This window comes from Myxococcus xanthus (genome assembly GCF_013116825.1).
Classification (GTDB): Bacteria; Myxococcota; Myxococcia; order Myxococcales; family Myxococcaceae; genus Myxococcus; species Myxococcus xanthus_B.
In genome coordinates, this window is sequence record NZ_JABFNS010000025.1 from 68,534 (window position 1) to 75,740 (window position 7,207).

A 7,207-nucleotide genomic window follows, 5' to 3' on the forward strand; every position below is an offset into this window, starting at 1 on the left:
CGGCATCCGCTCCGCGCCTCCTTCACCGCACGCTGGGGACGCGCGCGCGCGTGGGCAATCGTGGGACGACGCGCCGGGGGGCGGGATGCACGGCCCCTCGTCTGGGAAGGAGGACCCAGGCAACCGTCTCCACCACGCACGGCATCGTCCTCAGCCATGTCTCCGTGGCCCGCTGAAAGGCGCGTCGATTCGTGCTTCACCGTGTCGGCGGCGAGGCCCCGGCGGTGGCCGCGAAGAGGTTGAGGCCGAGCGCCTCCGAGAGGTGCCGGATGGCTCGCTGGCTCCTCACGCTGTTGCCGAAGCGGTCCAGGGGCGGGCTGAACGCGGCGATGGCGAGCCTGCCCGGAACGACGGCGAGGATTCCGCCGCCCACGCCACTCTTGGCGGGCAACCCGACCTCGTATTGCCACGTGCCCGTGTTGTCGTAGAGGCCGCTCATGGTCATCTCGGCGAGAATCCGAGGCACGTGCTCCGCCTTGACGGCGCGTTGCCGGGTGAGGGGGTTGATGCCCCCGGCGGCGAGGGTGGCCCCCATCACCGCCAGGTCATAGGTCGTCAATCCGACCGAGCACTGGCGCGTATAGACGTCCGTCGCCTCCATGGGGTCGCTGTAGAGGGTGTGGCTGCTGTCGAGCAGCCACGCGAGGGCGCGGTTGTGCTGATTGGTCGCGCTCTCGGAGCGGTAGACCTCGTCCATGACCTCGAGCTTGCGGCCCGCGAAGGCACACACGGTCTCGTGAATCTTCTCCCAGCGGCGCGCCGCCGAGTCCGCGGGAATCAGGCTGACGGTGGCGATGGCCCCTGCGTTGACGAAGGGGTTGAGCGGCTTGCCGTCGTGCACCACGAGCGCATGGACGGAGGCGAAGGACTCGCCGGTGGGGTTGTCGCCCACCTTCTTCTGGAGGACCTCCGCGCCCACCTCGTCGAGCACCCTCGCGAGGGTGAACACCTTGGAGATGGACTCGATGGCGAACTCGGAGCGGGTGTCCCCGGCCTCCGCCGCCTGTCCGTCCGCGGTGATGACGACCAGCCCGAAGCGCTCGGGTTGGACGCGCGCGAGCACCGGGATGTAGCTGGCGTTCTGTCCTTCCTTCAGGTCCTGGAATCGCTGATGCGCTTCAGTGGTCGCCGCGCGGATGGTGGCGGGTGTCGTCGGTGCGCCCATCGGGTTGCCTCCTGTCGTGTGGAGTCATGGGAGGCCAGGCCTCCTCGTCGCCTTGCGTCGGAGCCGCGCCGGGGTGGCCCGAGGCGCCGGGCTTCTCCCAGTTGAAGGGGGCCATGTCGCGCGCTCCCGCCGCCGTGCGCCAGCTGGCCTTGCGCTGCGCATAGAGGATGAGGGGGATGGCCACGAAGAGGATGTTGCCGCCGATGAGGATGAGCACGTACGTCATCGGGCTGCCGACCTTGATTTGCGACGGCGGGATGAAGCTGAGCACGAACGCGACGAGCGCTCCGATGAGGCCCGCTCCGCCGATGACCCACATGCCCACCTCCCCACCTGGGACCCGGTAGGCGCGCTTCGTGTGCGGCTCGCTGTAACGCAGGTAGATGGCGGCGGAGAACATCAGCATGTACATGAGGAGGTAGAGCGTCGACGTGAGCTGGCTGAGGATTTGATAAGCGGCCTGCACCGACGGCAGGATGACGAACATCAACGCCAGGAAGGTGACCACCATCCCCTGCACGATGAGGATGTGGCTGGGCGCGCCGTGGCTGTTCAGTCGCTGGAAGAACGGCGGCAGATAGCCCGCCCGGCCCACGGCTCCCAGCGCCGCCGAGGGGCCGGAGACCCACACCGTGACACTGCCCAGCACGCCCAGGAAGAGGGCCACTGCTATCGCCGGTGACAACCAGGCCATCCCAAACACTTTGAAGAAGTCGCGGTACGAGACGAGCAGGCTCTGCGTCAGGTTGATCTGCGTCTTGGGGATGATGAAGCTGATGGCCAGCGTGCCGAGCACGAAGAGCACCACCGTCGTCACCGACGCGATGAGGATGGCGAGCGGATAGGTGCGCGAGGGGTTCTTGGCATCCACGACGTGGATGGCGTTCATCTCCATGCCCGCGTAGAACAGGAAGATGGACGCGGCGAGCACCAGGTTTCCGAACTGGCTGAAGTCGGGAATCACCTTGTCCCAGCCGAGCTGAATCTGGAGCGGTCGTCCCGAGGCCAGGTACGTGAGGCCGAACACGATGAGCAGCGAGGCGGGGATGATGGTGCCGATGAGGCCCGCCCACTTGGATATCTTCGAGGACGTCTTGAGCCCGCGCAGCGAGACGAAGGTCGCCGCCCAGTACAGGCCCAGCACGATGAGGATCGTGTAGAACTTGTTGCCGGAGAGTGACTGGTCCCACGTCTGGTTGGGGCCGACGAACGCCAGCGCCACCGCGCCGTAGGTGAGCACCGTCGGGAACCAGATGGTCGACTCAATCCAGACCAGGAAGATGGCGAGGAATCCCCAGCGCGGACCGAAGGCCTCGCCGACCCAGCGAAACACACCGCCCTTCTCGGGCCATCCCGTGGCCAGCTCCGCCGCCACGAGCGACACCGGGATGAGGAAGAACACCGCGGCGAAGGTGTAATAGAAGATGGAGGTCAGCCCGTATTCAGCTTCCGCGGGCATGCCGCGAAGGCTGACGACGGCCGTGACATTCATGATGGCCAGCGTGAGCACGCCCAGCTTGGGCGCCGCGCTGGCGGCAATGGGTTTTCTGGTCGTCCCCGACTCCATGGAGTCTTCCCTCCGTCCTGGTTCGTGTGGTGTTTCAGTAGCGGTACTGGAGGGTGAGCTGTCCGCGGACGGCCTGTCCGGACTGGCTGTCGATGGCGCGGTTGTAGCCCCACAGCCCCTCGACGCCGGCCAGGACGCCCTTCATGGGTTTGGCCACCAGGTTCAGGGACGCGTATTGCGACCGCCGGAAGCGCTTCGCCTCGAGCGAGGCTTCGAGGTCCCGGTCCCAGAGATTGAGCCACCCATAGGTCGCCGTGGAGCTGAGCATATGGGTCCACGCGTAGGTGACGCCCGCGTAGGCCCCCAGCAGGGGGATGGCCTTGAGCGAGCCCGCTGCATTCATCGCGGCGTCGTACTGCGCGCCGCCCGTGTCGTTGAGGTACGCGCCCAGGCCCTGTCCGCCGGAGATGCCGGCGAGCAGCGTGTGCTTGCGGGAGAAGTGGTAGGCGCCGGTCAGGTTGCCGCCGATGCCGAGCACCGTCTGGCTGGCCTTGCTGTCCTTGGACTGGATGCCCACCGCGCGCACCAGGCCGGCGAGCTGCAGATGGCCCCAGCCTCCCTCGCTGCGCCAGGCGACGACGCCGTCGGGGAGCATGTCGCGCGGCTCTCCCGCGGACGTGGGCACGTTGGAGCCAGGCTGTTCCAGGGCGACGTGGAGGAACATCCGTCGCTGCTTGTCGTGAGACAGCCGGTGGCTGTAGCGCGCCACGGCGCGCTTGGTGAAGACGAGCGCGTTGGGGCCCTCGAAGTCGAGGGTGCTCGGGTAGGCATCGACGTCCGCGAAGGTCGAATCGGTGAAGCCCGCCAGCACGCCGCCCAACTGCGCGTAGGCGTAGTTCGGATGGAAGCCGAAGGTGGGTTTGCCCTGGGCGAAGCTCGTGGTGAAGAGCAGCTTCATCGGGCCCAGCTGCGTCTTGCCGCGCATCTCCAATGAGATGTCGGACGGGTTGGCGGTGGCTGTCGAATGGGCGCCCGGAGAGTGGAAGAAGGGCTGGCCGCGCACCGGGATGGTGGACGTGGTGAACCAGGTGGGCGTGCCCAGGCGCTTGGAGCTGACGGTGAACGCGGTGGTGGCGCCGATGCCGAGCTTCAGGAAGACCTTCGTGGTTGGAATCCGGAAGTAGCCGGGCAGCGTGGTGTCGAACACCCCGTGGTCGGGCCGTGGAGCGAAGGCCTGGGTGTTGGAGGGGAGCATCAGGTCGAGGAAGGGCAGCTCCATGAGTGCCAGCTCCTCACCGGGAGACAGGGGCGCGGAGGGCTCGGGTTGAGCGGCGCCTTCCGAGGAGGGCCCCTGGGCCCGGACGTCCCTGGCGAGGGTGAGCAGCGTCGCCATCAGCGCGATGGCGGCGCCGCGAACAGGGAACTGCTGAGAAGGAGTTGAAGAAGTCATCGGGTCCGTTGCCACCACGGCGAAGTGGCTGAAAGCGTAGGGACCCGCTGGTGCCAGTCATCCCAGCTAGGGAGTCTTGCCCGGTGTTGGAAGGCGGGCATCCCTCCACCCCGTGCGACCGTCGCGCGAGCGGGCCTGTCAGCGCGCGCGGGTGTGAGGCAGGCCGTGGTGATGCGCTTGGATGAACCACTGGACGAGCGCGCTGCCCGCGACGGCGACCACGGTGAGGGCGAGCGAGAGCGGCTGGGTCTTCGCGGAGCTGATGAGGAAGGTGATGAGGACGACACCCATCAGTGTCGCGCCCACGCCAATGACGGCGCGCGAGGCTCCCGTCTGTCGCGCGAGCTTCCAGCACGCGACGTGGACCGCCATGTAGCAGATGAGGAAGGTCGCGCTGGCGACGTTGGCGATGGCGCCCAGGCTCATGGTGTTGACCATCACCAGGATGGCGACCACGCCCCACATGAATCCCTTCGTGCTCTTGCCCTTGAAGCGCGTGCTGAAGGCTTGGGGGAGTTGGCCCGCGCGAGCCTGTGCGGACGACACGTTGAGGGAGGCGAAGAGCGTGGCGTTGATGGCCGACGCCGTGGCGAGCAAGGCCCCGAGCGCGACGATGATGAACCCCGCGGAGCCGAGCACGGGCCGGGCCGCCTGGGCCACGGCGGTGTCCGCGTTACGGGCGAGCTCCGCGGGCGGCACCAGGGACAGGACTGTCACGGAGAGCCCCACGTACAGCACCGTCACCACGCCGATGGCCAGGAAGATGGCCTGGGGAATGGTCTTCTTGGGGTTGGCCACATCTGACGCGGCGTTGGCCATCATGCCGAAGCCCGAGTAGGCGAAGAAGCACAGCCCCACGCTCGAGACGAGGGCGGTGAGCCCCAGGTAGGGGTGCTTGTTCAGGTGCTGCGTTCCGCCCTGGGTCATGGAGTAGATACCCACGGCGAGCAGGCCGCTCAGGATGATGAGCTTGATGGACACGAGGGCGACCTCCGCCTTGCCCACCGCGCCAGAGCCGACGGCATTCAGGACCGACAGCAGGATGACGATGGCCGAGCCGAAGATGCTGAACCAGAAGTGTCCTCCGCTCGGGAGGAAGAGTCGGGTGGCGTAGGCTCCGAACGTCTTGGCCACCATGGCGATGCTGATGACCAGGGTGACGAGGTAGATGAGCGAGAGCGTCCCCGAGACGAGCCCTCGTCCGAAGCCTTCCTCGAAGAAGAGGGTGATGCCGCCGGAGCTGGGGTAGCGCGAGCTGAGCCTGGCGTAGGAGTAGCCGGACAAGAGGGTGACGACTCCCGCGAGCGCGAACGCGAACCAGGTATGCGGGCCGACGAGCAGCGCGGCCTGTCCCAGCAGCGCGAAGATGCCGGCTCCCACCATGGAGCCGATGCCGAGCGCGCTGACTGCCCAGATGCTCATCGCTGCCCGCCGCGCGGGCGAGCCCTTCGTTGGCTGTTCCGCCATGAGGTGCCCCGTGTTGGCGTTCCACCGGGCTCCGCTCGGGCCTCCGCGGCCTGTCCGGGGGAGCGCTCGAGGTGGGGCCTCGGGGGAACGTGATGACGAAGGTTGGCGCGCTGTTCACTGCCCACGAGAAGGGCAGGGCAGCAGACTCAGTGGTGGTAACCGGAGGCTTCCTCCCGCGACATGTGCGTACTCACTGGGTGGCGGTGGAAGTGCTCAATGCTGGCGTGAAGGTCGTGTACCATCAGCGTGGCCAGGTCCCGGCTCACGCCATGACGGACCAATACCCGCTGCACCACCATGTCTTCCAAATCCGCGGGCATGGGGTAGGCGGGGACCAGCCAGCCGCGCTCACGCATGCGGTCTGCAAGGTCGTAGAGCGTGAAGCCTGGGTTCACGCCGTCTTTCATCGTCCAGCAGACTCCCGGTACCCCTCCCCGGCCGTCGTAGACGATCTCGAAGATACCCATCTGCTCGATCGCCTTCGCAATGAAGTTCGCGGTGTCCGAGCACGCCTGCTGGACGCGCCGGTATCCCGTTTTCCCCAGCCGGAGGAAGTTGTAGTACTGAATGGCAATCTGCCCGCCTGGCCGAGAGAAGTTCAATGCGAACGTCGGCATGTTCCCGCCCAGGTAGTCCACGCGGAATATCAGCTCTTCCGGTAGGTCACTCTTGTCACGCCAGACGACCCAGCCGCAGCCCAGGGGCGTCAGCCCGAACTTGTGACCGGACGCATTGATGGATTTGACTCGATCCAGGCGGAAGTCCCACACCACGTTTGGGTGGATGAACGGAGCGATGAACCCTCCGCTCGCCGCGTCGACATGGATGGGAATGTCCAGGCCCTTTCGGCGCTGGAGGTCATCCAAGGCGTCGGCAATTTCCTTTACCGGCTCGTAGAGCAGGTTGAAGGTGATGCCCAGGGTGGGGACCACGCCAATGGTGTTTTCGTCGCAGCGCTTGAGCACCTCCTGCGGCGTCAGCGTCATCCGCCCGGGCGCAAGCGGAACCTGTCTCAGTTCCACGTCGAAATAGCGCGCGAACTTGTGCCAGCAGATTTGCACCGGGCCGCAGATGAGGTTGGGCTTGTCCGTGGGTTTCCCTTCGGCAGCGCGACGCTTGCGCCAGCGCCACTTCAGCGCAAGGCCTCCCAACATGGCGGCCTCGCTCGAGCCCGTGGTGGAGGTGCCGATGGTGTCGCTCGCAACAGGAGAGCGCCAGAGGTCGGCGAGCATGTTCACGCAGCGCGTTTCGATTTCCGCTATCTGCGGATACTCATCCTTGTCAATCATGTTCTTGTCAAGGCACTCATCCATCAGGCGGTGCACTTGAGGCTCGGACCACGTCTGACAGAAGGTAGCCAGGTTCTGCCGTGAGTTGCCGTCGAGCAGCAGCTCGTCGTGCGTCACTGCGTAGGCGTGGTCTGCGCTGTGCTCCTCGTCCGGGATGCGGAACTTGGGCATCGCGACGGAGAGGTCAGGCGACGCGTACACGTCGTCATTGATGCGGGCGCGAATCTCTTCTCTCCCTCGAATTGTCATGCATGTTCCTTGGATAAGCGGTGGCCTTTTCGTGGATTGAGATGGTGCCCGTGGAGGGGGGCGCCATCGGTCTCCGGGGG

At 66.3% G+C, this 7,207-nt stretch carries 5 protein-coding genes; all 5 read right to left on the reverse strand.

All coding sequences use genetic code 11. The features are described from left to right. Positions 1-196: 196 nt before the first annotated feature. Entirely contained in the window at positions 197-1,165 is a 969-nt protein-coding gene (gene glsA, locus HNV26_RS09860; RefSeq protein ID WP_171441878.1) for a glutaminase A, read from the reverse strand. Further along, the gene (gene gadC, locus HNV26_RS09865) at positions 1,119-2,732 is read right to left on the reverse strand and encodes a glutamine/gamma-aminobutyrate antiporter GadC (RefSeq protein WP_171441877.1); all 1,614 of its coding nucleotides are present in this window, start codon (positions 2,730-2,732) and stop codon (positions 1,119-1,121) included. Before gadC ends, glsA begins: the two co-directional genes overlap by 47 nt. Positions 2,733-2,766: 34 nt before the next feature. Beyond that, positions 2,767-4,122, reverse strand: coding sequence for a DcaP family trimeric outer membrane transporter (locus HNV26_RS09870; RefSeq protein ID WP_171441876.1), 1,356 nt, complete (start codon positions 4,120-4,122; stop codon positions 2,767-2,769). A gap of 138 nt (positions 4,123-4,260) precedes the next feature. Then, on the reverse strand, positions 4,261-5,589 hold the full coding sequence (locus tag HNV26_RS09875) for an APC family permease (protein WP_171441875.1): 1,329 nt from the start codon (positions 5,587-5,589) through the stop codon (positions 4,261-4,263). 146 nt (positions 5,590-5,735) lie between these two features. Further along, positions 5,736-7,127 carry a glutamate decarboxylase gene (gad, locus tag HNV26_RS09880; protein WP_171441874.1) on the reverse strand — a complete coding sequence of 464 codons (1,392 nt, stop codon included), beginning with the start codon at positions 7,125-7,127 and terminating at the stop codon, positions 5,736-5,738. Between the last annotated feature and the right edge of the window lie 80 nt (positions 7,128-7,207).

Excerpts from the sequence above, each read along its gene's own strand:
- glsA (WP_171441878.1), bottom strand. The coding sequence starts at position 1,165 with ATGGGCGCACCGACGACACCCGCCACCATCCGCGCGGCGACCACTGAA.
- gadC (WP_171441877.1), bottom strand. The coding sequence starts at position 2,732 with ATGGAGTCGGGGACGACCAGAAAACCCATTGCCGCCAGCGCGGCGCCC.
- HNV26_RS09870 (WP_171441876.1), bottom strand. The coding sequence starts at position 4,122 with ATGACTTCTTCAACTCCTTCTCAGCAGTTCCCTGTTCGCGGCGCCGCC.
- HNV26_RS09875 (WP_171441875.1), bottom strand. The coding sequence starts at position 5,589 with ATGGCGGAACAGCCAACGAAGGGCTCGCCCGCGCGGCGGGCAGCGATG.
- gad (WP_171441874.1), bottom strand. The coding sequence starts at position 7,127 with ATGACAATTCGAGGGAGAGAAGAGATTCGCGCCCGCATCAATGACGAC.